Genomic DNA, 24,088 nt, shown 5'->3' with positions numbered 1-24,088 from the left:
CTATGACGTATGCCGACTTCTCGATAACGGCTCCGTACAAGCCAGTTCAGCCCGTCTCCGCGTGCGCCAAATCGATGCCGTACCGATCGCCCCATCGCCGCAAAGTGTCGGCCACGCTGGCAGGCAAGATGAGACCTTGCCTGCTTCTTTGCTCGCATATGCGCCGTTCGAGCTCTCCCGGAACGAGAATTTCGTCGACCCCGGGAGCGGTCGGCTCGGCTTTCAGCCAATCGATGTATTGGTCCATCCGCGCGGCGAATTCGGCTCTGGGCATAAATCGCTCCGCATCGATCGCGATGAACAAATGGCCGACATTTTGCGGTCGCACCCAGTCTTCATACATATTGTGAACCGACGGACCGAACCCCGCTCCGGTCAGAACCCCGCACAAAATATCAATAAACATGGCGATGGCATACCCTTTCGGACCTCCCAGCGGCAGCACCGAGCCGGCCAGAGCGGCTTGCGCGTCGGTCGTCGGCCGCCCCTCCCGGTCGATCGCCCAGCCGGTCGGAATCGGTTCGCCGCGTTCGGCGGCCACAATGATTTTGCCCCGCGCGACTACGCTCGTCGCCATGTCCAGAATATACGGCGCATGCCGGCCGGCCGGGACGCCTACGCACAGCGGGTTTGTGCCGAGAAAAGGACGCAGGCCGCCTGTCGGAGGCATCGTCTGCGAGGCGTTGGACAGAACGATCGCGATCAAACCCTCGCCGACAGCCTTGCGCGCATAATAGGCGCAAGTGCCGAAATGATTGGAGCGGCGCACGCCCGCAATGCCGCAGCCATACTCCCTCGCCGCCTTCATGCTCTGCTCCAGCGCAAAGCCCCCCGCCACCGCGCCGAAGTTGTTGTTGCCGTCAACCAACAGCAGCGGCGTCTGACCGCGCAGCAGCTCGGGGGCGGCATCCGCATCCACCATTCCCGCTTCCAGCCGCCGCATATAAATGTCGAGCCGCACGACGCCGTGAGAGTCCACGCCGTGCAGATCGGCATCCACCAAAGTATCCGCCACCGCCGCCGCCCATTGGGAGCGTACGCCCGCCGCCTCCAGCACGGCGCTGCAGAAGCGGCGCAGCTCGCGCCAGTCATACTTCATATCGGCCTTCAATGAACTCACACCCTTTAAGCCGCAGCGTCTCGTCTACCCAGGCGCGATCCGCCGTCCCGACGGCCGCTTCGCGCAGCATCCTTTCCTCGCGAAGCTGCTGATCGCCGATCCGCTCCAGCAGTTCTTCCGCCTCGTCGAGCGGCACGACGGCGACGCCATCCTCGTCGCCGACGATAATGTCTCCCGGACGGACCAGCATGCCGCCGACGGAAATCGGCACATTGATTTCTCCCGGACCGTCCTTGTACGGTCCCCGATGCGTAACGCCCCGCGCGTACACGGGAAAATCCCCGGCGGCGAACGCCGCCGCATCGCGAATGGCGCCGTCGATGACAAACCCCGCCACGCCTTTGCTTTGAGCCAGACGCAGCATGATTTCGCCGACGATCGCATTGGTCACGTCGCCCCCCGCATCCACGACAACGACGTCGCCGGGCAAGGCCATATCGATGGCCTTGTGCACGAGCAGGTTGTCGCCGGGCCTCGTCTTGACCGTCAACGCGGCGCCGGCCAGCCGGCCGGCGCGGTGCCGCGGGCTGAGCCCGGCGGCAACCGCGTGCAGACGGCTCATATTGTCGCTGATGTGCGGAGTGACGACCTCCTTGTAGCGGGTTAGCAAATCTGCCGTCGGCCGTTTTCTCGCCATGAAAATGCGAAAGCCTTGCTGAGACATCTCATCCGCCTCCCGTCGCTAAGCTTCGGCCGCCGGTCGCCGCACGATCCGCTTGCTGACGGCGGCGAAATCCAACTCGCCGTCTTCCTCGGCAGCCGCCGCGTACAAGCGCAGCGCCTCCGACGCCAGCGGCAGCTCCAGATCCAGCCCGTCGGCGGCTTCGACGGCAATGGCCATATCCTTCTTCATCCACTGCAGCCGAAACCCCGGCGTAAAGCTCCGATCGTAGATCGCGGCGCTTTTGTTCTCGAAAATCCACGAGTTTCCAGAGCTGCTCCGTATGACCTGCCGCAGCGCTTCCCGGTCGACCTCCTGACGCTCGGCAAGCGCGACGGCCTCGGCGGCGGCGGCCATATGAACGCCTGCCAGCATCTGATTGATCGCTTTGACCGCCTTTCCCGCCCCAACGTCTCCAACCGGAATAACCGCCGCGGAAATCCGGCGCAGCACCGGCTTCAGCTGCGCGATCAGCGCCCGATCTCCGCCGGCCATTACTGTAAGCGTGCCCCTTGCTGCCCCCATCGTTCCGCCGCTGACCGGCGCGTCCAGCACTCTGCCCCCGCGCGCCGCGAATTGTTCGGCAACCTGCCGCACCATCCCGGACGAGCCGGAGGTCATCTCCAGCAGCACCGTCTTCTCGTGCACGTTGCGCAGCACCTCTTCCGCAAGCAGCACCTCCTCCATCTGCCGATCGGCGGGCAGTATCGTCACCACCCAGGCGCATTGCGCGAATACGTCCGCCGCCGTCGGATGAATGACCGCTCCGCTTGCCGCCAGCGCTTCGGCCGCCCCAGCTTGGCGATGCACAGTCGTATGGATGCGAAACCCGTTCTCCGACAATCGCTTCGCCATCGGAAACCCCATGGCCCCCAGGCCGATAAAGCCAAGCACCTGTTTTGTCGTCATGGCCTCCATCTCCCCTTTCTCCTATCCCTCAATCGTCAGCCATTCCAGCGCGGCCGACTTCTCCAGCTGTCCCAGCTTGTCGACTCTGCGCCGAAACTCCGGCGCCGTACTGAACCGCGCCTGCAGAAAAGCCTGCACGTAAGCGGCGGCCACCGTAGGTCCGATCACTTGCGCCCCGATGCAGAGCACATTGACATCGTCATGCTCCACGCATTGCGCGGCGCTGTAGATGTCGTGGCCTACTGCGGCGCGAATGCCCGGTATTTTATTGGCGGCGATCGCGGCGCCGACTCCGGTGCCGCACACCATGACGCCGCGATCGGCTTGCCCGCTGCGTATCGCGGCGGCAACCCGTCCGGCCACATCGGGGAAGTCGACCGGATCGGGCGAATAGCTGCCGCAATCCTTCACCTGCGCCCCGGCCTGCGCGAGCGCCTCGACAATATGCGACTTCAGCGGATAGCCCGCATGATCGCAGCCTATCGCAACCTTCATCGGCTTTGCGTCTCCCGTTTCCATCAAACGATAAGCGCGGCCACTTCCTTGGCATGGGCCAGCGCCTTCTCACGCTCGTTCAGCACGCCCTCGTAGATCACCTGCGCCATTTCCGCAAGCGAGCGGCGTGATACCGTGTACGGATTCGTCGTCATCGCCTCGTCCACCGTCTCGATCCATTCCTTGCGCAGCGAGGAGGAGCCGCGCAGCGCACCGCCCAGCCCCGAGGACACCGCGGCCAGACAATCGGTGTCGCGTCCGAAGTTAACCGCCCCGATAATCAACTGCTCCGGATCGCCTTTGGCCACATAGAACAGGCAGAGCGCCTTCGTCACGATCTCATTGCCCATGCTGAAGCAATAAGGAGTTCCGATCCCGTTGTAGTGCTCGTAGAACCACGGCATCAGCTCTTCAATGCTCGATTTGTTCTTGGAAGCCTCCAAAGCCCGCTCCAACTCATCGCGCACCGGCTGCGACACGTAGCGCAGCGCGGCGTCCACCACCGAATCTACCGTCGCGTTCGGGCGCATCGCCTCGGCAATGCCCGCCGACGTTACCGTGGCCCAGTCCAGACCGTAGGCATGCAGCGGCTGATACAGCCGGCCCACGTCCCAAGTATCCACGAAAGCCTGGTACGGGTTGCAAGCGTTGATCAGCCCGATCGGATGACAGGAACGAGCGAACGAGACGATGCCCATATAATCTGAATAATTGCCCACATAACCCGCAGGCAGCCCGGCCGCCGCCAGCTTATACAGAATTTCGTCGCAAGGCTCCATCTGCACGTTGAAGTTGTCCGGATTAATGTCCCTGATCCAGATTTGCTTCAAATCCTCGGCCGTGATGCGGCCCTTTTTCTCGTGAATCGCGGATACCATTAAGCGCTGCCGTTCAATGCCGTCCTCCGTCGTGCCCGGCTTGCGCAAGTACGCCTTATAGTGGCTGTAGCTCTCCAGCTTGTCCAGCACGCCGTACTTTTCCCTAATCCTCTCCGGGCTCCAGGTTTCCACCATGGCTCCCATTGACGAACCGATATTGGATGCGGCAATGCTGCCGAAAATTTTGTCGTAAAGCTGCGTATCCTTCATGTCTGCCGTTGTCATGATTGATGCCCTCCCGTAGTTTGCGTATAAAGTAAAGTAAATCCGAACGACTCCAGCTCCAGCTTGATCTTCCCGCCTTGTTCGACCGCTTGTTTCCCACTGGCGATGTCGACAAGCCGCGCTCCTGCAGGAGCCTCCATATGAACGGCCGCCTTGCCGGGCGCGTTGTGGAAAAAGGCCCACACCGCCTCATCCCGACATTCCCGGGCAAACCCGTACACCGACTGCCGTTCGTCGGCATACAATTTGCGGAACGTACCCTGCGTCAACGGGGCATACTCCCGTCTCCAGCGCGCGCAGCTGCGATACAGCTCCAGCAGCTCCCGGTTTTGCCGCTCCTCATCCCAGACCATGCAGCGTCTCGCCTGTACAAAGTCACCTCCCTTCATACCGACCTCGTCGCCGTAATAGATCATCGGAATGCCCGGATACGCGAACAGGAACGCGGTCGCCAGCTTCACGCGGTCCACCGAATCGCCGCACAAGTCGAGAATACGCGGCACGTCATGGCTGCCGATCAGATTGAACAGAACATGGCCCGTCTGCTCCTTGTAGCGAACGCGCGCGGAAAACAGCCGTTCGTCCAGCTCTCGGACGCCGATCTTGCCGTAAGCGAAAAAGTCCAGTACCGCCGAGCGGAACATATAGTTGGTGATCGAATCGAACTGGTCGCCCTGCAGCCACGTCGTGCCGTCCAGCCAAACCTCGCCCAAAATGAACGCCTCCGGATTTATACCGCGCACGACTTGCCGGAACTCTCTCCAAAAAGCGTGATCGATCTCATTGGCGACATCCAGCCGCCAGCCGTCGATTCCTTTGCGGGTCCAGTAGGCTGCGACGTCCAGCAAGTAGCGGCGAACCTCCGGGTGGTCGTGGCGCAGCTTCGGCATCCGCGCCGTATAGGCGAACGTATGGTAGCTCTGATGCGGCTCCTCCATGACCAGCGGCCACTCCCGGATTTGAAACCATTCGTAATAGGCTGATTTCGGCCCGTGCTCCGCCACGCTGCGAAACGGCGCGAACAGGAGGCCTGCGTGGTTGAATACCGCGTCCAGGATAATGCGGATGCGCCTCTCCCGACATGCGGCAAGCAATCTGTCGAACGCCTCGTTCCCTCCGAAATGCGGATCGATCTGATAATAGTCGGCCGTATCATATTTGAAAGTGGAGGGCGCAAGAAACAACGGATTTAAGTACAAGGCGTTGATCCCCAGCTCCGACAGGTAGTCCAGCTTGCTGACAATACCGTCCAGGTCGCCCCCGAAAAATGTCGTCATCGTCGGCGGCTCGCCCCACGGCAGCACGCCCGGGGGATCGTTCGACTTATCCCCGTTATAGAAGCGGTCCACGCCGATCTGGTAGAAGATCGCCCGCTGAAACCATTCCGGATGCCGGACGATATCCGCAGCTGCGATATAAGGAAATTCGAACCAGCCCTCCTCCGGTCTGGCCTCCGTCAAGCCCAGTTCGCCGAACCAGCTGCCGCTGCTTTCGCCTTCGCCCTCAAACAGCCGGAAAATATATTTGGGCCGCCTGGTTTCGATGGAAACGTCCGCATACCAATAGTCGTAAAGCCTGTCATTCCCCGCCAAACGCAGCGCCGTTGCGCTCATACGCGGAGCCAGACCCTCATACGAATAACGGTCGGTGAGCCATACTTCTCCGCGGCATACGTCGCCGCGGCGCACCCGAACGGTAACCCGAATCGTTTCCGAATCCAGGGCATAGCAATATTCGTCCTTGGGCGCATGATAGATCGCTTCATGCAACAACAATTTCATCATCCTTTCACGCCGGTAAACACAATGCCTTGTATGAAGTACTTCTGAGCAATGACGAACAGCACGATGATTGGAATCATTGCCGTGGCGCTGGCCGCCATCAGCAGGTTCCAGTCAATATTGAACTCCTGCTGGAACGCCCGCAGACCCAAGGTGATCGTCCACAGCTTCGTATCGTTCAAATAAATGAGCGGATGCAGAAAGTCGTTCCAGCTGTAGCGGAACGTATTGATCGCTACGATGCCGATAACCGGTTTAGACAGCGGCATAATGATTCTCCAATAGATTCCGAACAGCGTTGCCCCGTCCACCGTCGCCGCCTCGTCCAGGTCCTTCGGCAAGCTGCGGAAAAATTGACGAAACAGAAAGACGTTAAAAGCTCCGGCAAAAAAGTGCGGCAGGATGAGCGGGATAAACGTATCGACCCAGCCGATCTTGCTGAAAATGACAAACGTCGGAATCATGCGCACGATTTCGGGAAGCATCAGCGTACTCAGGATCAGCGCAAATACAACCTGGCTGCCTCTCCAGCGCAGACGAGCCAAGGAATAGCCGACGATCGACGAGGACAGCACCTGGCCGACTACGGCAAGCGCGGTAATCAAAAAGGTATTCGCATAGTAACGCCCGAACGGCCGCATCGACATCGCCTCGATATAATTGCTGAAGCGGACCGGGCGCGGTATCCACTCAATCGGCCAGGCAAACACCTGACTGGGTATTTTCAAGGAGGTACTGATCATCCAGACGAACGGAATCAGGATGATAAATCCGCCCGCTGTCAGCAGCGCGTACAGCAAGCTGTTCGTGATCCGCCTGCTTCGCCTCACGCTCGCCGTCCCGTTGTTCGGATATGCCCGCAACAACCCCACCTCTTTTTATCCATAAAATACTTTCCTCTCGCCAAACCGGAATACGATAAAGGTCAGCAGGCCGATGTACGCGAACAATAGCCACGACAGCGCGCTGGCGTAAGCCATCCGGTATTCCTGGAAGGACGTGTAGAAGATATGAAGCATGAAAAAGTAAGTGGAGCGCGCCGGGCCGCCGCCGGTCATAATGTAAGCCTGATTGAACACCTGCAGCGCTCCGATTACCCCCATGACCAAATTAAAGAAAATGACGGGCGACAGCATCGGCAGCGTAATGCGGAAGAATGTCGTGAGCCGGTTGGAGCCGTCCACCGTCGCCGCTTCATACAATTCGGTCGGAATGCCCTGCAGACCGGCCAAATAAATGAGCATTCCCCCTCCGACTCCCCATAAGCTCATAATGACGAAGGACGGCAACGCCCACTCCATGCTGCCGAGCCAGTTGGGTCCGGCGACATGAAACCACTTCAAGACGGAGTTGAACAGCCCGAAGCTCGGATCGAACACCAGAATCCACAAGAAGATCGTGGCGATCTCGGGCAATACGGACGGAAAATAAAACACCGTGCGAAACAGCGCAATCCCCCTCAGCTTCTGATTGAGCAGCACCGCCAGCATAAGCCCCAGCACGAGCGCAAGCGGCACGCTGAACAAGGCGTACAGCGTCGTGATCTTGAGGGCGTGCCACACCAGATCGTCTTCGAACAGCATCTGTTTGTAATGCTCCAGCCCTACAAAGCTCGGAGGATTAAAGAAATCGTAATCGGTAAAACTCATCCCCAAGGAAAAAGACATGGCTCCCAGCGTCAAAAACAGAAAACCGATAATCCACGGCGACGCCATCAGCCATCCGGTCAGTTCTTCGCGCCGGGCACGCTTGGAACGCTTCATCACCTGTCGCCCCTTTTGGGCGGACCGCGAAAGAGCGCCGAAGCTCGGCGCCCCCTTCGCGCCCGCAGTCTAAGCTTATTGACATCGCTTACAATTCGGGTTTACTTTCCTGCCGCAATATCTTTAATCAATTGGTTCAGCTCTTGATTGGCCGTCTCCATAATGGCGGCTACGTCCGAGTTTTTGCTGGCCAAAACCTCTTCCATCCGGGCTCCGAACGTCGTTTCGCTGCGCGGCATGGCCGGGAACTGGGTCGGGCGCGATACGCCCTGATCGACGGTCATAAAGACAGTGCTCCGCGTCTCCTCGTCCAGATGCGTGAATGCATGCTCCAGGGCAATGTTCTTCTTGCTCGGGAACTCTCCGTTACGGGCTAATACCATTTGCCCTTCGTCGCTCATCCACCAGTCAATAAATTTCCAGGCGGCATCCTTGTTGGGAGATTTGGAGTAAATCCCCCACGCATTGGAGATGACGATCGGAAAGGAACCGCTTTCACCTTTGGGCGGCATCGCCACTCCCCAATTAAACGCCCACTTGGAAGGCGTCTTCTCCGTGCCCGCAATATCCCAAGAGCCGGACCAATTCATCGCCAGATTACCGGATTCGAAGGCAACGCCTCCAGCCTGCGACGCTGCTTGCGCGGTAGGCGCCGGCGCAGAGCGATCCGTATAGACCAGGTCCTTCAAAAACTGCATGGCGGCCACCGTACCCGGACTCGTGACCAAAGCTTCGCTGCCGTCTTCCGAGAAATATTCCCCGCCCATCGCATAAGCCCAAGCCAGGAAATGCGTGCCTACCCACGGCCGCAGGTTGTAGCCGTATTGGTTTTTGTCCGCATTCGTCAGCTTCAAAGCCGTTTCTCTAAACTCTTCAATGGTCCAGTCGTTCGTCGGATAAGGCACTTGCGCAGCATCGAACAGATCCTTGTTGTAGAAAACGAAATAGGACATGTTCAGAATCGGCAGACCGTGCAATTTTCCCTGGTACATGTGATCGGACAGGCTTTTGACGTAATAATCGTTTTCCAGGTCGATATCCGACTTTTCTAAGTAAGGCCCCAAGTCTTCAAGCAGCCCTTTGGACGAAAACGACAAGTTACGCGTCGAATCGGTAAACAGCACGTCCAGCGGCTGCTTGCCCGCGATCATCGACGTAATCTTCTGATCGATCTCGGAAGTCGGGGCGTTGACCGCGTGAACTTTTATATTCGGATGCTTTTCATTGAAGGCGGATACAATGTTATTCCACAAATCGCTCTCAGGGTCGAACTTCCAGGACAATACCGTAATTTCCGTTTGTGCTTCCCCATCGTTCGCTTTGCTTGACGCTGCCTGCCCGCCGCTCGCGGAAGACGGCTGAGTGCTGCCGACCGGCTCGGTAGCCGAATTGGAACAGCCGGCAATGACAATAATCGCGCCAATCCACATCAATATCTTTCTAAAGCCTGTTTGCAAAGCAATCCCCTCCAACATCTTTTGATGGACTTGCTCATGCCCTTGCTCTTCCTTTACCGATTTCATACTCGCGTTATGAGCATGCAATCCCCCCTTTCATTACTCACAAAATGAAACCGGTTGTATATTTTGTAAATGAAATTTGATTTCTTTTATTATGGGATGAAACTGCTGGAATTTATCAAAATTTCCGTATTGTGAAAGCGATTTATTGGGAACGTTCCCAATTGGTTCAAAAAAAAGGGGACCTACAGTGCGTGTTCAAAAAGTCCGATTTTCAGCACCGAGGCTGGTCATTCGCCCATGCGTCCGGGAAGGTTGGATGAAGACCGGTGATGAGGAACGGAGCGTAGTCAAATCTACGTGAGTACCGGAAGAACCGGCTGAATTCAAGATTCGACGTCGAATCCGCTTCCTGAATCACTTCGTGATCAAAATTGGACTTTTTGAACAACCTCTTATACGCCGCATTTTTTAGTGCTGCCCCGCAATACGATCTCCGGCTTGCGAATAATTTTGGGCGGCAGCCATTCCCCTCCGGTCACCCGCTTCAGCAGCATCTCCATCGCCGTTCGGCCAAGCCATTCCACGCTTTGACTAACTGTCGTCAAGCTGGGCCTTGTATTGCGAAAAAACTGGGGATCGCCAAACGAAACCAGCGAAATTTCATCCGGCACCGCGATGCCTTCGTCCAACAGCAGGTTCAGACACGACATGGAGGTGACTTCATTGGACAGAATCAGGCCACTTGGTCGATCGCGCTCCAAATAGGTTTTGAGAAAATAATAGCTGTTTTCCATATCCGTCGGCATCTTGACCACAAGCCGATCCTCGAACGGAATGCCCGCTTCTCCGAGCGCCCTTCTGAAGCCGGCGATCCGCTCCACGTTATGCACCAGGATGCTGCCCTTCACTTCTCCGACCATCAAGCGGATATTCCGATGCCCCAGATCGATCAAGTGCTTTCCGGCAATATACCCGCCCTCTTCGTTGTCCGTGCTCACAAAGCTGTGCTGCGCCTCGGGATCATGCTTGCCGATAAAGACGTAAGGTACCTTCATCCTGTCCAGATCGCGACCGAGATTGACATCCGACGGCCCCCCCAAAATCAGAAAACCATCCACCGTATGCCGCTGCAAAATTTCCGTGTACGACTGCGCATCCTGACCGCTCAGACTGAGCAGCAAAATATTGTAGCCTTGTTGATTGGCGACCGTAGTAATTCCCTTCAGCACCGTCGGAAAAAAGGGGTTGAGCACCACATCGCTGATCTGCTGCTCGGAGACAACCATCCCTATGACATGATTTTTCCCCAGCGCCAGCGAGCGGGCAGTGCGGTTGGGCGTGTAGCCCAGTTCCTTGATCGCTTGCCACACGCGCTGTTTGGTCCTCTCGTTCACGAGCGGCGAATCGTTGATTACGCGGGATACCGTTGATTTGGTCACGTTCGAAAATTGGGCCACGTCGAGGATAGTGACCTTTTTCGGCATTGCTTAGCCACCCCCTATATATCCCGACACCCACATTATAGTGTGATCTTTCTGTCTTTGCAACCGCTCCCAATAACTTTTTTCAATTTCGTTTCCTGAATCGTTATAATAGACTCAGGAAGGAGTGTCCAACGAACCTATGAAAACATTGGTATTGGCCGAAAAGCCGTCGGTCGCGCGCGAAATCGCGCGGGTGATGGGCAGCCATAATAAAAATAAGAGCTATATCGAAGGGCCGAAATATGTCGTGACCTGGGCGCTGGGGCATCTCGTCGGATTGGCCGAGCCGGAGGATTACGACGCCAAGCTCGGAAGCTGGGCGCTGGAGGATCTGCCGATCCTGCCCGAGAGCATGAAGCTGAAGGTGCTGCGAGAGAGCAGCCACCAGTTCAAGGCGGTGCAGCAGCTTATGCGCAGGCCGGACATCGGCGAGCTGATCGTGGCGACCGACGCGGCGCGGGAAGGCGAGCTGCTGGCCCGATGGATCATCGACATGGTCAAGTGGAAAAAGCCGTTCCAACGGCTGTGGATTTCCTCGCAGACCGACAAGGCGATCAAGGAGGGCTTCGCCTCGCTAAAGCCGGGCAGCCAGTTCGAGCGGCTGTACCAGTCCGCCCGCTGCCGCGCCGAGGCGGACTGGATGATCGGGCTGAACGTCACGCGCGCCCTGACGTGCAAGTTCGGCTCGCCGCTGTCCGCCGGCCGCGTGCAGACGCCTACGCTGGGCATGATCATGCAGCGGGAGAAGGAGATTTTGTCGTTCCGTTCGGAAGAGTTCAGCCAGCTCCGCGTGAACCTCGGCAAGTTCGAGGCGCTGTGGCGCGGACCGAACGGGGATTCGCGGATTTTCGACGCTGCCAGGGCCAAGGTATTGCAGGAGAAGCTTGCCGGTAAAACAGGAAAAATCGTCGCGCTTAAGAAAAGCGAGAAATCGGTGCCGCACCCGCTCGCCTACGACCTGACGGAGCTTCAGCGGGACGCGAACCGGCTGCTCGGCTTCTCCGCCAAAATGACTTCGAACGTGCTGCAGCGGCTGTACGAGCAGCATAAGCTGGTCACGTATCCACGGACCGATTCCCGCTATTTGACTTCCGATATGACGGATACGCTGAAGGAGCGGTTGTCCGCCGTTGCCGTCGGACCGTATGCGCCGCTGGCCCGGCCGCTGCTTCGCGGCCCGCTGCCTCTGAGCAAACGGGTGGTCGACGATAGCAAAGTGACCGACCACCATGCCATTATCCCGACGGAGCAGGTCGTTATGCTGAACGCGCTCAGCCACGAGGAGAGGAAGCTGTACGATCTGATCGTGCGGCGGTTCATCAGCCTATTCTACGGACCGGCCCGCTTCGATCAGGTGGCCGTGACCGTCGATGCCGCCGGGGAGACGCTGTCGGCCAAAGGAACGACAATTAAAGACGCGGGCTGGCGAGCCGTCTATGACGGACAGTCGATGGAGGACGAAGAAAACGACGATGCCGTCGAAGACAAGGATACGCTGCTGCCCGAGCTTCGGGAGGGCGAGACGCTGGAAGTGAGGCAGTGCCGCATCCAGACCGGAAAAACCTCCCCTCCGAAGCGGTATACCGAAGCGGCTCTGCTGACGCAGATGGAGAAGCACGGCTTGGGCACTCCCGCCACGCGCGCGGATATTATCGAGAAGCTGGTCAGCTCCGATACGATCGAGCGGCAGGGCAACCTGCTACATCCGACCGGCAAAGGCAAGCAGCTGATCGAGCTCGCCCCCTCCGACCTGCGCACGCCGGAGCTGACGGCGCGCTGGGAGGCCGAGCTCGAGCGCATCGCCCGCGGACAGGGCAAGCCCGATCCATTCCTGAAGGGCATTCGCGACATGGCCCGCGAGCTCGTCACCGGCGTCAAGAACAGCGACGCCTCCTATGTGCCGCACAACGTGTCGGCCAGCCACTGCCCGGACTGCGGCACTCGCATGCTGGAGAAGAAGACGAAGCGCGGTCTATTGCTTGTCTGCCCCAACGACGACTGCGGCTACCGCCGCTCAGACGGACAGCAGCTCTCCAACCGGCGTTGTCCTCAGTGCCATAAGAAAATGGTGCTGAAGGAGGGCAAGGCGGGTAAATACGTGCAATGCCTGCCTTGCGGCTTGACGGAGACGCTGAACAAGGACAGCAAGCACATGAACAAGCGGGAGCAGCAGCGGCTTGTCAGCCAGTATTCCAAGCAGCAGGAGCCTCTCGGCACGAGCCTCGGGGACCTGTTGAAGGCCGCGATGGAAAAGAAGAAGGACTAGACCGGCTTGGCCCGGACCCGAGACCGCGTTCCTCTGCGCAGTCCCGGTTCGGGCCATCGCTATTTTCGAGCCGATTACGATCTGCCGCACCGCTATTTTCGCCAGCCCTTGACCCCTCAATCGCCTTCATGCTACGTTATTGATAATGATTCTCAACGACGTCAATGGGAAAGGACGATTCCGGTGCACGACCTCCGCCCGAGCAGCTTGCTGCCGTTCCACGAACTGGACTCCCTCTGGGTCAAATTGACCGACGTGGAGTGGATTCCCCGCGGACAAATCGCGCCGCAGCTTGTCGATTCTCATGCGATCCTGGCCGTCAAACACGGCAAGGGCCGCTTGACGATCGACCTGCAGCATTGCCGGGCGGATGCCGGCGTCTCTTATGTCCTATCCCCTGGCCAGACGATTGCCGCCCATCCGGAAGGCGAGGAGGCATTCTCCCTCTATCTGATCCGGTTCCGGGTCAAGCGGGAGGACGGTTCCGAAGCGGGCTTCCCGGCGAACGGCATGCTGACCGCCCCCCTGCGCGCCGAATCCGGGACGAGCTGCGAAGCGCTGCACCAGTATTGGACGGAAGGCGGTCCGCTGGAGCGATTCCGGGCACAATCCGTTCTCCAGGAGTGGCTGTACTGGCTCATGAAGCCGATTCCGCGGACATCCCCGGCCGGCTCTCGAGCGGCGCTGGAGCGCACCAAAGCCTATATCGACAGCCATTATCACGAAAATCTGACCATCGAGCAGCTTGCGCGAATCGCCGAGCTCAGCCCGAAATATTACGCCGATCTGTTCAAGAAGACATACGGTCTCAGCACGATCGATTACGTGACGGAGGCGCGGCTGAACCATGCCAAGCGATTGATCGCGCAATCGGACATGAAGCTGAGCGACATCGCGCATCAGGTCGGCTATCAGGACGAGTTCTACTTCAGCCGCAAATTCAAGCAGGCGACCGGTTTGACGCCTTCCGCCTACGCGAAAAACCGCCGGAGCAAAGTCGCCGCCTACATGTCGCCGGTCATCGGCCACCTGCTGGCGCTCAACCTGATGCCTTTCGCCGCTCCTCTCCATCCGAAATGGACGCCCTACTATTACAATATCTACCGGACGGACATACCGTTTCATCTGAGCGCCTACCGCTTCAATGAAGACTGGGAAGCCAACATCGCCGCGTTGGCGGATACTCGTCCCGACGCGATCATCACGCTCGATTACCTGCATCCGGGAGAAAAACAGCGGCTGGAAGCCATCGGCCCGCTGCTCGTCATCCCGTCCAAGGAGGCGGACTGGCGCCAGCAATTGCGGATGATCGCCCGGTTCGTGAACGCCGACGGAGATGCGGAAGCCTGGCTCGCGCAATTCGAACGCAAGCTCAAGCCCGTCCGAGAGAGCGTTCGCCGGGAGCTCGGCGACGAGACGATTCTCCCGCTCAGCTTCTTCAAAGGGCAATTCTACTACTGCCCCACTCGCGGAATGACGGAAGTCGTGCGCCAAGAGCTGCAGCTGAATCTGATCTGCGCCTTCGAGGAGATTCGGTATAATACGCCGATCTCCGCGGAAAAAGTCGCGGAGCTGGATGCCGACCGCATCCTGCTGAACGTCTGCCAGGAGCCCGAGACGCTCGCCGAGTGGCGAATTCGTCAGGCGTCTTCGCTGTGGCAGGATTTGAAGGCGGTGCGCCGGAACAAAGTCTACGATGTCCCCTCCGATCCATGGCGCGAATATTCCGCCCATGCTGCAAGCCGAATGACGGACGATCTGGCGCGGCGCTTATGCGGAGATCGTCCAGATTAATTCCGGAGATTATCCATGTTCACCGTTCGGGGTGTCGTCTATAATCTTTGTTGAGAATGATTATCATTACTGTTCAAAGGAATGGAGAGTGTTCGAGCAATGTTCAGAAAGATCACCGCGCTGGCAATGGCCTGCGCGCTTGTATTCAGCCTGGTGTCAGTCGCGGGAGCGGCGTCGGCCGCAAATACGAAGACGAGAGAGATTACGTACAAAGGTCAAGTCTATACCGTACCGGTCAAAACGAATAAAATCGTCATCGTAGGCGCGCTGGAGGCGATGGAAGACGCGCTGGTCTTGAACTTCAAGCCGCTGGGCGCGCCGACGACCGGCGGCGAATTCCCGGCTCTGTATTCCCGGATTACGAAGGGCGTTCAAGGCATCGGGGAGAAAACGCAGCCTAATCTGGAAAAGATCCTTAAGCTGAAGCCGGACGTTATTCTGACGAGCACGAAATTCCCGGCCGAGACGAACGAGAAGCTGGGCAAAATCGCCGTGACGATTCCCGTCTCGCACATCTCGACTGACTGGGTCAACAACTTGAAGCTGCTCGGCGATCTGATCGGCAACAAAAAAGCGGCTACGCAAGCCGTTCTGCAATATCAAAGAGAATTGGCGCTGGTCAAGAAGACGCTCGCTCCGAAACTCGAGAACAAGACGGTGATGGCGGTCCGCATCCGTGCGGGAAATCTGTTTATCTACCCGAAGGACGTTTTCTTTAACCCTTCCCTGTACAGAGATTTGGGCGCATCCGTACCGAAGGAAGTTGCAGCAGCGAAAGCGCAGCAAAACATCTCCCTGGAGAAGTTCGCTGAGATCAACCCGGATTATCTGTTCCTTCAGTTCTCTCCGGAAGAGAATGCGGATCAGCCGAAGGCGCTCGAAGAGCTGCAAAAAAATCCGATCTGGAAAAGCCTTAAAGCGGTCAAAAACGGCCACGTCTACGTCAACACCGTCGACCCGCTCGCTCAAGGCGGAACGGCTTACAGCAAAATTTCCTTCCTTCAAGCTTTGAAGCAAACCAAGCTCTACAAAGGCAAGTGAGAAGAACAACATGACATCCAAAGCCACTCTGCCGGTTCTGCTGCTCGCATTGTCTCCGGTCGCCATCGCGATCGCGCTGACGCTGTCCGTCGCATACGGATCCAAGGCCATTCCGCTGGACACGATTCGCGACGCCTTGCTGCACTTCGATCCGGACAATGTAGATCATCAGATCGTCAGACACTCCCGGCTGCCCAGGGCGGCCGGGGCCCTCTTGATCGGAGCCTTCCTGGCCGTATCCGGTGCGCTTATGCAGGGGATGACAAGGAATTACCTTGCATCCCCTTCTATATTGGGCGTAACCGACGGCTCGATGTTCGCCATTACGATCTGCATGGTCGTCGCTCCCAACGCCCCGATGCTTACGATGATTTTCTACTCGCTGCTCGGCTCGGCCTTCAGCGTCATCGTCGTTTTCGGACTGGCCGCATCCGTGTTCGCCCGGCTCTCGCCGGTGTCTCTGGCCATTCTCGGCACCGTCATCGGCACCTTCCTAAGCAGCGTGGCGGCCGCGGTCGGGATGTATTTTCAGGTATCCCAGAACGTCAGCTTCTGGTACAACGCGCGTCTGCACCAATTGGAGCCCGATATGATCAAGCTGGCGATTCCTTTTGCCATCGCGGGCCTTCTGCTCGCTTTGCTCGTCGCTAAGTCGGTCACGATGCTTTCCCTGGGCGAGGACGTATCCGCCGGCTTGGGCGTGAAGACGACCGCGGTGAAGCTGACGGCGATGCTAAGCGTCGTGCTCCTGACCGGGATTGCCGTAGCGCTGGCGGGAAGAATCGGGTTCGTCGGCCTGCTCGTGCCGCATATCGTCCGCATGCTCGCGCGCGTCGTCGATTATCGCTGGATCGTGCCGCTGTCCGCGGCGTTCGGGGGACTTTTTCTCGTCCTGTGCGACGTCGGCAGCCGTTTCATGAACTATCCGTTCGAGATGCCGATCGGCGTCGTCACGGCTATCTTCGGCGTGCCCATCTTCCTCTATCTGATCCGAACGAAGGGGGGCGGTATGCGTGCTCGCAAAAATTAAAGGAGCCTTCGCCATCCTGCTTCTCGCCGGCTTGGGACTGATCGCGGCGATGGTGTACGTCAGTCTGACGAACGGGGAATTCGACATTACGGTTCAGGACATCGTCCGCACCCTGCTGCGCGTCAACCCGAATCCCGATTACGATCTCGTCGTCTTCGAGTTCCGTCTGCCGCGCATCGTCATCGCCGTGCTGGTCGGCATGGGGCTCGGCGTCGCGGGCGCGGTCATTCAGGGCGTGACCCGCAACGGCCTGGCCGATCCGGGCATGCTCGGCATTAACGCCGGGGCGGGCGTCGCGATTGTCATTTTCCTGTACTTCTATCAGGGCCAAATCCGCGAGGTCACCTGGCTGTCCGTCATGGCCATGCCGCTGTTCGGTCTGTTCGGGGGACTGCTGGCGGCGCTGCTGATCTACTTGTTCGCCTGGAAGCACGGCCGCTTGGAGCCTCAGCGACTGCTGCTGACCGGACTCGCGATCGCTTCCGGCCTTAGCGCGATCTCGCTGTTCCTGACGCTGCGCATGAACGCCCAGGACTTCGAGATGGTCGCCGTCTGGACGTCCGGCAGCATCTACAACGCCAACTGGAAATATATCGTGTCCGTTTTGCCCTGGTTCGCGGCGCTGATGCCCGTCATCTACGCCAGATCGCATACGCTGAATCTGCTTCAGCTGGACGACGACAGCGTTCGCAGCGTCGGCGTTCGTCTGGAGAGGCAGAAGGCGATTCTGCTGCTAAGCGGCATCGGACTCGTCAGCGCGTGCGTATCGGTGGCCGGCGGCATCGGCTTTATCGGACTGATCGCGCCGCATATCGCCAAGCGGCTGGTCGGCAGCGCCCATCAGCGCATTTTGCCGATTTGCGCCATCGTCGGCGGGCTGCTGGTGCTGACCGCGGACTTCATCGGCAAGACGATTTTCAGTCCGGTCGAGCTGCCCGCAGGCATCATCGTCGCCATTCTCGGCGTGCCGAGCTTTGTCTATTTGCTGTATCGCCGGAAAGGAAGAATGTAAGCCATGCACATCGAAGAGAAGCTTATGCAGTCGGAGGACGGCGCCCGGACGTACCGGATCCGGATCGCCAGGCCGGCGCAGCCTCCCCCGCCTTCGGGTTATCCTGTCCTCTACGTGCTCGACGCCAATGCCGTGTTCGGCACGGCCGCGGAAGCCGTGAACGTTCAAGGGCGCCGCTCGGACAAGACCGGAGTAGCTCCCTCTCTCGTCGTAGGGATCGGTTATCCGTCGGAGGAGCCGTTTCCTCCAGACCGGCATTACGATTTCACTCTGGAGAGCGACCCGTCGGCGCTGCCCTCCCATCCACGCGGCGCCCAATGGCCTCCCCAAGGGGGAGCCCGGCAATTTCTGGCGTTTCTCGAGCACTCTCTGAAACCGGCCATCGCGCAAGACTTTTCCGTTGATGCTCGCAAGCAGACGCTATTCGGGCATTCGCTCGGGGGGCTGTTCACGCTGTACGCCTTGTTCGCCGCACCGGGGACCTTCCGCACCTATATCGCCGGGAGCCCGTCCGTTCATTGGAATAAAGACTCCATTCGGGCGGAAGAGGCGGCTTTCGCCGCCCGAGGCGATGCGGAGGACGAGCTGCGGCTGCTGATTGCGGTCGGGTCGCTGGAGGAAAATCACAAGAGCAGGATGGTCGATCACGCCAGAGAGCTTAGCGAACGGCTGGCCGCTCTTGGGCGGCCTGATCTGCACGTAGAATTCCGCTCGTTCGAGGACGACAATCACGTCTCGCTGCTGCCCGGACTCATCAGCCGGGCGATCCGTTTCGCGGGGGGATAATCGAAGAAAAGGCCACCTCCACGATCTACCGCCCGCAAAACTCCTGGTACTGGCTAGGCGTGCAGTTGGCGTACTTCTTGAAGATGCTGATGAAGTATTTGTAATCGCTGAAGCCGCAGTCCTGGGCGATCGTGTACACCTTGCCGTCGCCGGCCTTCAGCATCTCCATCGCCTTGTGGATGCGGTAGCGGTTCAGAAAGTCGTTAAACGTGTAGCTGGTCTCGGCCTTGAACTTCTGGTTCAGGTAAGAGGCGCTGACGTCCAGAAGGTTCACCAGATGGTGGATGCTAATTTTGCGATGGTAGTTCTCCTGCACATACTCGATCATTTTGGCGACGTGCTTGGACGTCTTCAGCTTGTCGTCCAGCAGCGCGACGGCCGGGAGCTCGCGAGCGGTCTCCTCGGAGCGGCTGGCGAGCTTCTCGTACTTCAGCATCAGCTCCACCTTGCTCTTGGCCGATTCGAGGGCTTGGATCAGCTGCTCCTCCTCCAGCGGCTTCACCAGAAAGTCGCTCACGCCCAGATGGATCGCCCGCTTCGCCAGATGAAATTCGTTGTATCCGGAAATAATGATGCTGCTGAACGTGTGAAGCTTCTGCCCCTGCTTGATCATCTCGATTCCGTCCATGATCGGCATATTAATGTCGGTTAGCACAATGTCCGGGCGAAGCTCGCGTATTTTCTCCAGCCCCTCTTCCCCGTTGCACGCCTCCCCGACGACGACGCAATCGATCTCCAGCCAGTCGATGCTGTACTTGATGCCGTTGCGGATCATGTCTTCGTCTTCCGCCAGCAACACTTTATACATGCTCCTCGCCCTCCTTGTAGGGTATGGTCAGCAGCACCCGCGTTCCGACCCCCGGCTCGCTCTCGATGCGGATTCCGTACTCTTCTCCGTAGAGCAGCACGAGGCGCCGATGAACGTTGTACAGCCCGATATGCTCCGTCGTATTTTCCCGGCTGGCGAGAATCCGGTTCACCTGCTCCAGCCTTTCCTCCGTCATGCCTTGGCCGTCGTCGGCCACCTCCAGCACGAGTCGACCGTCGTCCGTGAAGACGGAGATCTCGATATGCAAGCGGCTCTGGCTTCGGTAGCCGTACTTGATGGAGTTCTCGATGACCGCCTGGAGGATCAGCTTGGGCACGTACGGATTGCCGACCTCTCCCGACATCCGGATCCGATACTGCAGCCGTTCGTTAAAACGGATCTGCTGCAGCTTCAAGTAGTCGCGCACGTACCCCAGATCGTCCCCCAGCTTCACGCTTCTTTCGTGACCGACGCTGTACCGCAGCAGCCGGGAAAGCAGCATAACGATCTCCTGCGCCTTGCCGGCGTCCGCCCTGATCGCATAGCGCAGCGTCTCCAGCACGTTAAAAATAAAATGGGGATGAAACTGCGATTGCAGCTGCTTGATCTCGACCAGATTGCTGATGCGGGACAGCTCTTGATTTTTATCCATCAGCTCCCGCAGGCGGTCCAGCATATAGTTGTATTTCTCGCCCAGCGTCTCGAATTCGTCGCCCGTCCGGATGTCGACGTATTCGTTCAGGTTGCCCACGCGCAGATGGCGAAAGGCGTGAACGAGCTTGTCGATCGATTCGGCGTTGCGGGAGGACATTTTTTTCGCCAGAAAATGAATGACGATCCACAGCAGCAGGCTGGCGGCGGCGACGAAAATCGACAGCGTGATCACCGTATCGCGGCCCGATTCCAGAGAGTTCAGCGCATGCACCTTGATCGGCGTTCCGGCAATTTCTCTCGTGTGCATGCCGTATTCTCCGCCGTTCAGCAGCACCTTCCCGCTTCCCTCCGCGCCGGGCTGGAACTTGTTTAGAAGGCCTTTGGTAATATTGCTCGTCGTGGCGACGATCGTGTTGTGCTCGGCGGTGACGACGGCCACTTCGTTGTTGCGCAGGAAAATCAGCTTCTGCAAATCCGTCTCGAACAGCTGATAGACGAGGTAGCCGAGCGTTCGTCCTTCGTCCACGACGGCCTTGCCGAACGTATAGCTCGTGACCCGGTCGTGCGAATAGCGAAAGCCGTTCGTCTCCGCGAGCAGCGACTCGGGCCGAACCGAGATGCGGTGCAGCAGATTGCCGAAGGCCTGGTCGGAGCCCAGCGCGTCCGGCGGCGCGGAAGACGCCAGGAACACACCGTTGGCGCTGACGAGATGGAAGACGCTCTTCACCTTCTGCCGGTTGTTGAACTCGTAGAACTCCGCATATACCTTCTCGCTGCCCAGCTTCGTGCGCAAATAGGCGAGCACCGCGGGCGAATTCTCCATGCGCAGCGTCTCTTCCTCGTAATTCCGGTACACCTCGCCGATCGAATCGGCCATCGCTTGCGTCGCCTGGGCGGAGCGCTTCTCCACCGCCACCCTCCCGTTGACGATCGTAAAGGCGAAGAAAAGCGCGATTAAAATCCCGAACGGGATCAGCGTGTACAGCCGGAACAGCCGGCGGGTCGATTCCTGAAAATTGCGCTTTTTCTCTGGCCTCATGGCGGTCCCTCCCGGACAAGCGCTCGTGCGAAGATGCTAAAACAAGTCGGCCCCGCGATTGCCGCGAGTCCGACTTGCCCGTCCCGTCCCCGTATTATAGCGTATTATAGCGTAAATTCCTTCTTCCCGGTCATCCGCAGGAAAAGAAGCAGCGAGACTACCGTAATGGCGGTCAGGATCGAAGACAGAGCGGCCGCCACTCCGTAATTGCCCCTTACAACCTCCGTATAGATCGCGACGGTCATCGTGCGCGTATTGCCGGTGTACAGGATGATCGAGGTGCTAAGCTCCGTAATGATCGTTACCCAGCTCAGAATCGCCCCCGACACGACGCCGGCGAGCATCATCGGCAGCGTGATCTTGAAGAACGTCTTCATCTGGGACGCGCCCAGGCTGATCGCCGCCTCCTCGATGCCGCCGCTGATTTGATGCAGAATGGCCGCGCTTGATCGGATCGTATAGGGCAAGCGGCGAATGACGAAGGCGATAACCATAATAGCCGCAGTGCCGCTTAGAACAAGAGGCTTGTCGTTAAACGTGACCAGCAGGGCAATGCCCAGAATCGAGCCGGGCACGATGTAGGGAAACATCGTGAACGTGTCCAGCGTGTTCGTCAAGGCGTTCCTTCTGCGAACGGTCACGTAAGCGATCAGCACCGCCAGCAAAATAATGATGACGATAGCGGTGACGGCCAGCATAAACGTGTTCTGAATGACGCCCCCGATGTTGTCGAACGCCTGCCGGTAGCTGTCCAGCGAATAACCCGGAACGAAAATCCGCCCCGACGTTTTCTGGAACGACGTATAAATAACGTACAGCTGCGGCAGCAGAGCGAGCAGCGTATACAGGTAAATGACGACATGGGCGGCGACGTTGCCGATCCCTTTCTTCTTCTTCGCCTCGATCGGATGAAGCGCGCTCATCGTATACGACTTGCGGTTGGCCACGAACTTCTGCAGCAGAAACACCGCGGTGGCGAACAGCACGACGATGACGCTGATCGCGGCGGCGAAGCCGTCGTCTCCTCCGACCTCGCTGATGAACTCGGTAAAGATGAGCACGGGCACCGTCTTGTAGCCCTCGCCGATCAGCATCGGCGTTCCGAAGTCGGCCAGAGCGCGCATGAAGACGAGCAGGCCGCCGGCCAGCAGAGTCGGCGTAATGAGCGGCATCAGCACCTTCCTCATCTTGGCGAACCCCTTGTAGCCCATGCTCTCGGCCGCTTCCATCAGCGACTGGTCCACGTTCTTGAGCGCTCCGGAGACGTACATGAAGATCAGCGGCACCATCTGGAGCGTCAAGACGAGCAGAATGCCGGTAAATCCGTAGATGTCAGGCGTGGCAATCCCGAGCGTGTCTCTGAAAAACCGGGTAATGACGCCGTTTCTGCCGAGCAGCAGAATCCAGGAGTACGCTCCGATGAACGGAGCCGACATGGACGAGATCAGAATCAGAATTTGAATTGCCGAGCTGCCCCGAATTTTCACGGTGGACATAAGGTACGCCAGAGGCGTTGCGATCAGCGCGGCCAGAAGCGTCACGCAGACCGTTACCTTCATACTGTTCCACAAAGCGTTCAAATAATAAGGCTTGCCGAAAAATTTGGCAAAATAGGCCAGCGACAGCTCGCCCGTGTTGCCGTCGTAAAAGCTCTTGAACAGCATCGTAAACAAGGGCAGCGCCAGAAACAGAATATAGAAGACGAATATGATCAGGGAGAGGTTGGTCCAGACATCGAATCTTTTGCGCGCTTGGATCATAGGCGTCCGCTCCCCGTGTAGTTCGTTTCTCCGCGAGCGTCGTAAATGTTGATTTTATCCTTCTTGACTTTCAGATAGATCGTCTCGCCGGGAGACAGCGGCCTGGCCGCGGTCGATTCCTGGGTGATCTCCAGGCTCTGGCCCGATTCCAGCGCGACAAAATAATGCGTCATCTGTCCGAGGAACACGCTGTGCACGATCTTCGCCCGGATTCCTGCGCCGTCCTCGCTAAGGACGAACTCCTCCGGACGGATCGACACCTTCACCGGCAGCAGCGGCTTGCCCGCATCCTCCCCGGGAATTCGCAGAGAATCGACGGGCTCCTGATAACCGCCTTCCCCGAAGCGCAGCATATACGTTCCTTGGTTGTTCGTCAGCGCCGCCTCCAGCACGTTCGTGCGGCCGATGAACGTCGCGACGAACAGATTGGCCGGCCGCTGATAAATCTCCTGGGGCGTGCCCAGATGCTGGATGACGCCCGACTTCATGACGGCGATCCGATCGGAGACGGCCATCGCCTCCTCCTGGTCGTGAGTCACGTACACCGTCGTGATGCCGACGTCCCTCTGCAGCTCCTTAATGGCGTTGCGCATGTCGACGCGGAGCTTGGCGTCCAGATTGGACAGCGGCTCGTCCATGAGCAGAACGTCCGGCCGAATGACGATCGCTCTGGCCAGGGCGACGCGCTGCTGCTGCCCGCCGGACAGATTTTTGGGCATCCGGTCCTTGTACGCCTCGATCTGAACGACCTTGAGAATCTCCTCGACCTTGGCCGCGATCTCGGCTTTCGGCAGCTTGCGGTTCTGCAGGCCGAACGAGATGTTCCCCGTGACCGACAAATGCGGGAAGATCGCGTAATTCTGAAACACCATGCCGATGTTCCGTTTGCCCGGCTCGACGTTGTTGATCGTCTTCTCGTTGAACTTGATCGTGCCGCCCTCGATGCTGTTGAAGCCCGCGATCATCCGCAGCAGCGTCGTTTTTCCGCAGCCCGAGGGACCGAGAAGAGTGAAAAACTCGCCCTTCTCGATCTCCAGCGACAACTCCGGAATGACGGTGGCGTCACCGTATTTTTTGACCAGATCCCGGATGGATATCGTCACGCTCATCTTGTTGTCA

20 protein-coding genes are annotated in these 24,088 nt (G+C 58.5%); 6 read left to right on the top strand and 14 right to left on the bottom strand.

The features are described 5' to 3' along the window. Positions 1-46: 46 nt before the first annotated feature. From ACFO3S_RS21875 to ACFO3S_RS21830, 10 genes are all read right to left on the bottom strand, one after another. Positions 47-1,111: an Ldh family oxidoreductase gene (locus ACFO3S_RS21875; protein ID WP_378100427.1), complete on the bottom strand. Its 1,065-nt coding sequence runs from the start codon at positions 1,109-1,111 to the stop codon at positions 47-49. Continuing rightward, complete coding sequence (locus ACFO3S_RS21870; protein WP_378100425.1) at positions 1,089-1,784, bottom strand: RraA family protein; 696 nt, start codon at positions 1,782-1,784, stop codon at positions 1,089-1,091. The genes ACFO3S_RS21875 and ACFO3S_RS21870 overlap by 23 nt, the downstream gene beginning before the upstream one ends. Positions 1,785-1,802: 18 nt before the next feature. Then, positions 1,803-2,690, bottom strand: a complete 888-nt coding sequence (locus tag ACFO3S_RS21865) for an NAD(P)-dependent oxidoreductase (RefSeq protein ID WP_378100423.1) — start codon at positions 2,688-2,690, stop codon at positions 1,803-1,805. A 21-nt stretch (positions 2,691-2,711) separates the two neighbouring features. Further along, positions 2,712-3,185 (bottom strand): ribose 5-phosphate isomerase B, encoded by a 474-nt coding sequence (gene rpiB / locus ACFO3S_RS21860; protein ID WP_378100421.1) that lies wholly within the window; start codon positions 3,183-3,185, stop codon positions 2,712-2,714. A 23-nt stretch (positions 3,186-3,208) separates the two neighbouring features. Further along, a complete protein-coding gene (locus ACFO3S_RS21855; protein WP_378100419.1) occupies positions 3,209-4,288 on the bottom strand; it encodes an ADP-ribosylglycohydrolase family protein in 1,080 nt (359 codons plus the stop codon). Next, positions 4,285-6,069, bottom strand: a complete 1,785-nt coding sequence (locus ACFO3S_RS21850; RefSeq protein ID WP_378100417.1) for a glycoside hydrolase family 13 protein — start codon at positions 6,067-6,069, stop codon at positions 4,285-4,287. Before ACFO3S_RS21850 ends, ACFO3S_RS21855 begins: the two co-directional genes overlap by 4 nt. Further along, entirely contained in the window at positions 6,069-6,932 is an 864-nt protein-coding gene (locus ACFO3S_RS21845) for a carbohydrate ABC transporter permease (RefSeq protein WP_378100415.1), read from the bottom strand. Before ACFO3S_RS21845 ends, ACFO3S_RS21850 begins: the two co-directional genes overlap by 1 nt. Before the next feature lie 15 nt (positions 6,933-6,947). Continuing rightward, positions 6,948-7,832 carry a carbohydrate ABC transporter permease gene (locus tag ACFO3S_RS21840; protein ID WP_378100413.1) on the bottom strand — a complete coding sequence of 295 codons (885 nt, stop codon included), beginning with the start codon at positions 7,830-7,832 and terminating at the stop codon, positions 6,948-6,950. A gap of 101 nt (positions 7,833-7,933) precedes the next feature. Beyond that, positions 7,934-9,289 (bottom strand): ABC transporter substrate-binding protein, encoded by a 1,356-nt coding sequence (locus ACFO3S_RS21835; RefSeq protein WP_378100411.1) that lies wholly within the window; start codon positions 9,287-9,289, stop codon positions 7,934-7,936. Positions 9,290-9,747: 458 nt separating this feature from the next. Beyond that, the gene (locus tag ACFO3S_RS21830) at positions 9,748-10,779 is read right to left on the bottom strand and encodes a LacI family DNA-binding transcriptional regulator (RefSeq protein ID WP_378100409.1); all 1,032 of its coding nucleotides are present in this window, start codon (positions 10,777-10,779) and stop codon (positions 9,748-9,750) included. Positions 10,780-10,918: 139 nt separating this feature from the next. On the opposite strand from ACFO3S_RS21830, the gene ACFO3S_RS21825 reads away from it, so the two are divergent. The 6 genes from ACFO3S_RS21825 to ACFO3S_RS21800 all read left to right on the top strand — a co-directional run bounded on the left by ACFO3S_RS21825 (position 10,919) and on the right by ACFO3S_RS21800 (position 18,708). After that, a complete protein-coding gene (locus ACFO3S_RS21825; RefSeq protein WP_378100407.1) occupies positions 10,919-13,045 on the top strand; it encodes a DNA topoisomerase 3 in 2,127 nt (708 codons plus the stop codon). 183 nt (positions 13,046-13,228) lie between these two features. Next, positions 13,229-14,839, top strand: a complete 1,611-nt coding sequence (locus ACFO3S_RS21820; RefSeq protein ID WP_378100405.1) for an AraC family transcriptional regulator — start codon at positions 13,229-13,231, stop codon at positions 14,837-14,839. A 99-nt stretch (positions 14,840-14,938) separates the two neighbouring features. Next, entirely contained in the window at positions 14,939-15,880 is a 942-nt protein-coding gene (locus tag ACFO3S_RS21815) for an ABC transporter substrate-binding protein (protein ID WP_378100403.1), read from the top strand. A gap of 10 nt (positions 15,881-15,890) precedes the next feature. Further along, complete coding sequence (locus tag ACFO3S_RS21810) at positions 15,891-16,910, top strand: FecCD family ABC transporter permease (protein ID WP_378100401.1); 1,020 nt, start codon at positions 15,891-15,893, stop codon at positions 16,908-16,910. Further along, positions 16,894-17,922, top strand: coding sequence for a FecCD family ABC transporter permease (locus ACFO3S_RS21805; RefSeq protein ID WP_378100400.1), 1,029 nt, complete (start codon positions 16,894-16,896; stop codon positions 17,920-17,922). The genes ACFO3S_RS21810 and ACFO3S_RS21805 overlap by 17 nt, the downstream gene beginning before the upstream one ends. 3 nt (positions 17,923-17,925) lie before the next feature. Further along, positions 17,926-18,708 (top strand): alpha/beta hydrolase, encoded by a 783-nt coding sequence (locus ACFO3S_RS21800; protein ID WP_378100398.1) that lies wholly within the window; start codon positions 17,926-17,928, stop codon positions 18,706-18,708. A gap of 25 nt (positions 18,709-18,733) precedes the next feature. On the opposite strand, the gene ACFO3S_RS21795 is transcribed toward ACFO3S_RS21800, so the two are convergent. The 4 genes from ACFO3S_RS21795 to ACFO3S_RS21780 form a co-directional block, all read right to left on the bottom strand. Continuing rightward, positions 18,734-19,516 carry a response regulator transcription factor gene (locus tag ACFO3S_RS21795; protein ID WP_378100396.1) on the bottom strand — a complete coding sequence of 261 codons (783 nt, stop codon included), beginning with the start codon at positions 19,514-19,516 and terminating at the stop codon, positions 18,734-18,736. After that, positions 19,509-21,209 (bottom strand): sensor histidine kinase, encoded by a 1,701-nt coding sequence (locus ACFO3S_RS21790; protein WP_378100394.1) that lies wholly within the window; start codon positions 21,207-21,209, stop codon positions 19,509-19,511. Before ACFO3S_RS21790 ends, ACFO3S_RS21795 begins: the two co-directional genes overlap by 8 nt. 104 nt (positions 21,210-21,313) lie before the next feature. Continuing rightward, positions 21,314-22,969 carry an ABC transporter permease gene (locus ACFO3S_RS21785; RefSeq protein ID WP_378100392.1) on the bottom strand — a complete coding sequence of 552 codons (1,656 nt, stop codon included), beginning with the start codon at positions 22,967-22,969 and terminating at the stop codon, positions 21,314-21,316. Beyond that, positions 22,966-24,078, bottom strand: coding sequence for an ABC transporter ATP-binding protein (locus tag ACFO3S_RS21780; RefSeq protein ID WP_378100390.1), 1,113 nt, complete (start codon positions 24,076-24,078; stop codon positions 22,966-22,968). The genes ACFO3S_RS21785 and ACFO3S_RS21780 overlap by 4 nt, the downstream gene beginning before the upstream one ends. Between the last annotated feature and the right edge of the window lie 10 nt (positions 24,079-24,088).

The organism is Cohnella hongkongensis (assembly GCF_042654645.1).
GTDB classification, from domain to species: Bacteria; Bacillota; Bacilli; order Paenibacillales; family Paenibacillaceae; genus Cohnella; species Cohnella hongkongensis.
Note: the sequence above shows the minus strand (reverse complement) of the source record. Positions and strands in the feature narration are given on the sequence as shown.

Excerpts from the sequence above, each read along its gene's own strand:
- ACFO3S_RS21870 (WP_378100425.1), bottom strand. The coding sequence starts at position 1,784 with ATGTCTCAGCAAGGCTTTCGCATTTTCATGGCGAGAAAACGGCCGACG.
- ACFO3S_RS21865 (WP_378100423.1), bottom strand. The coding sequence starts at position 2,690 with ATGACGACAAAACAGGTGCTTGGCTTTATCGGCCTGGGGGCCATGGGG.
- rpiB (WP_378100421.1), bottom strand. The coding sequence starts at position 3,185 with ATGAAGGTTGCGATAGGCTGCGATCATGCGGGCTATCCGCTGAAGTCG.
- ACFO3S_RS21855 (WP_378100419.1), bottom strand. The coding sequence starts at position 4,288 with ATGACAACGGCAGACATGAAGGATACGCAGCTTTACGACAAAATTTTC.
- ACFO3S_RS21850 (WP_378100417.1), bottom strand. The coding sequence starts at position 6,069 with ATGAAATTGTTGTTGCATGAAGCGATCTATCATGCGCCCAAGGACGAA.
- ACFO3S_RS21840 (WP_378100413.1), bottom strand. The coding sequence starts at position 7,832 with ATGAAGCGTTCCAAGCGTGCCCGGCGCGAAGAACTGACCGGATGGCTG.
- ACFO3S_RS21830 (WP_378100409.1), bottom strand. The coding sequence starts at position 10,779 with ATGCCGAAAAAGGTCACTATCCTCGACGTGGCCCAATTTTCGAACGTG.
- ACFO3S_RS21825 (WP_378100407.1), top strand. The coding sequence starts at position 10,919 with ATGAAAACATTGGTATTGGCCGAAAAGCCGTCGGTCGCGCGCGAAATC.
- ACFO3S_RS21815 (WP_378100403.1), top strand. The coding sequence starts at position 14,939 with ATGTTCAGAAAGATCACCGCGCTGGCAATGGCCTGCGCGCTTGTATTC.
- ACFO3S_RS21810 (WP_378100401.1), top strand. The coding sequence starts at position 15,891 with ATGACATCCAAAGCCACTCTGCCGGTTCTGCTGCTCGCATTGTCTCCG.
- ACFO3S_RS21800 (WP_378100398.1), top strand. The coding sequence starts at position 17,926 with ATGCACATCGAAGAGAAGCTTATGCAGTCGGAGGACGGCGCCCGGACG.
- ACFO3S_RS21795 (WP_378100396.1), bottom strand. The coding sequence starts at position 19,516 with ATGTATAAAGTGTTGCTGGCGGAAGACGAAGACATGATCCGCAACGGC.
- ACFO3S_RS21790 (WP_378100394.1), bottom strand. The coding sequence starts at position 21,209 with ATGAGGCCAGAGAAAAAGCGCAATTTTCAGGAATCGACCCGCCGGCTG.
- ACFO3S_RS21785 (WP_378100392.1), bottom strand. The coding sequence starts at position 22,969 with ATGATCCAAGCGCGCAAAAGATTCGATGTCTGGACCAACCTCTCCCTG.
- ACFO3S_RS21780 (WP_378100390.1), bottom strand. The coding sequence starts at position 24,078 with ATGAGCGTGACGATATCCATCCGGGATCTGGTCAAAAAATACGGTGAC.